General features: G+C 62.4%; 1 protein-coding gene. It reads left to right on the top strand.

The genetic code is table 11. The annotated features are described in order from the left end of the window. On the top strand, positions 1 to 875 hold an 875-nt coding region (gene tssA / locus SLS51_RS23035), incomplete at both ends, for a type VI secretion system protein TssA (RefSeq protein ID WP_323840813.1).

The following is an 875-nucleotide window of genomic DNA, read 5'->3' as shown; positions in this document are numbered from 1 at the left end:
GATTAAACGGTTTGACGCTGCGCAACCCGGCTTCTGCGAACAGGCGGATGAAACTCAGCGCGAAGAGGCGCAGGGCGCACTGGCGCATCTGGCACAATGCTGGCATACCGACGAACCGGCACTGGCTAAAGAGATCGACCAGCTACGCCCCCGCTACGCCCGTAAACCTGCGCCAAAACCGGCACCAGCTGAACCGGCCGAAACGACGGCACCCTCGGCAAACACGTCAGCACTGACACCCACCGCCATACCAGATGTCACCGTAGACAGTGCCGGTGAAAAAGCCTGGAAACAGACGCTCCTGACCGTGGCTGACCTGCTGTGCGAACGCCAGCCTGATTCCCCTGTCGGCTACCGTCTGCGTCGTTATGCGATCTGGCACGCACTGACCACGGCACCGATGGCGAATGGCACCGGCAAAACCCCGCTGGCACCGACGTCGGCAGACCGCACCGCCGATTATCTGGCGAAACTCCCGGCGGCGGATAACGCCCTGCTGCAACAGATAGAACAGAGTCTGACCCTGGCCCCTTACTGGCTGGACGGGCACGCTATCGCGGCACAGGCCGCCGGCAAACTGGGTTACCCCGCCGTGGCTGACGCTATCCGCGATGAACTCCGGGCCTTTCTTGACCGTCTGCCTGTCTTAAAGAGTCTGTCTTTCTCCGACCGGAGCCCGTTTATCTCCGACGCCACCCTGAACTGGCTGCGTCCCCCGGCGACCGCCACCGTCAACAACGGCACCACGCCGGAACAGGACGCCATCTGGCACTGTTTTCAGCAACACGGACTGGAAGCCGCCCTCCACGCCGCGGAGCAATACCAGCAACAGCTGACCGAACCGCGGGATCAGTTCTACGGTCAGTTACTGACAG

Origin of the sequence: Photorhabdus africana (assembly GCF_035181445.1) — a bacterium.
Lineage (GTDB): Bacteria > Pseudomonadota > Gammaproteobacteria > Enterobacterales > Enterobacteriaceae > Photorhabdus > Photorhabdus laumondii.
This window is presented reverse-complemented; position numbering and strand designations above follow the sequence as displayed.